The organism is Halorubrum sp. SP3 (assembly GCF_005435195.1).
GTDB classification, from domain to species: Archaea; Halobacteriota; Halobacteria; order Halobacteriales; family Haloferacaceae; genus Halorubrum; species Halorubrum sodomense.
Window position 1 is genome coordinate 1 of record NZ_SGTU01000348.1, and the last position, 472, is coordinate 472.

Below are 472 nucleotides of genomic sequence, written 5' to 3' on the forward strand. Positions count from 1 at the left end.
TAAAGATGACAAATACACGTACATCGACAAGACACATATTGAGATGTACGGCTTCGAGAGTAAGGAGGAGCTGCTTGGAGACTCTTGGCGCAGACTGTACGATGACGCAGAGATCGAACGGTTCGAAACCGAGGTCTTCCCAGCTCTCGAAGCTGACGGGCACTGGCGTGGGCCGGTCACGGGTACCCAGCCTGATGGAACGACGTTCCCTGCTGAACTCTCTCTGACAATCATCGACGATGGTCGCCTCGTCTGTACTGTCCGGGACGAAACGGACCGCAAAGAACGCGAGCGTGAACTGGAACTGAAAGAGCGGGCGATGGACGAAGCCACTGTTGCCATCCAGATCGCTGACGCAACAAAAGACGACAATCCGTTAGTGTACGTTAATGACGGGTTCGAACAAATAACTGGATACGAGCCAGAGGAGGTAATCGGCCAAAATCCACGGTTTCTCCAGGGTGACGACACC

The 472-nt window shown here is 53.8% G+C and carries 1 protein-coding gene; it reads left to right on the top strand.

Annotated features, from left to right (window positions below; all coding sequences use genetic code 11):
- Window positions 1-22: 22 nt before the first annotated feature.
- Window positions 23-472 (top strand): PAS domain-containing protein (locus tag EXE42_RS20670; protein WP_275938241.1); only part of this gene is annotated, 450 nt, incomplete at its 3' end.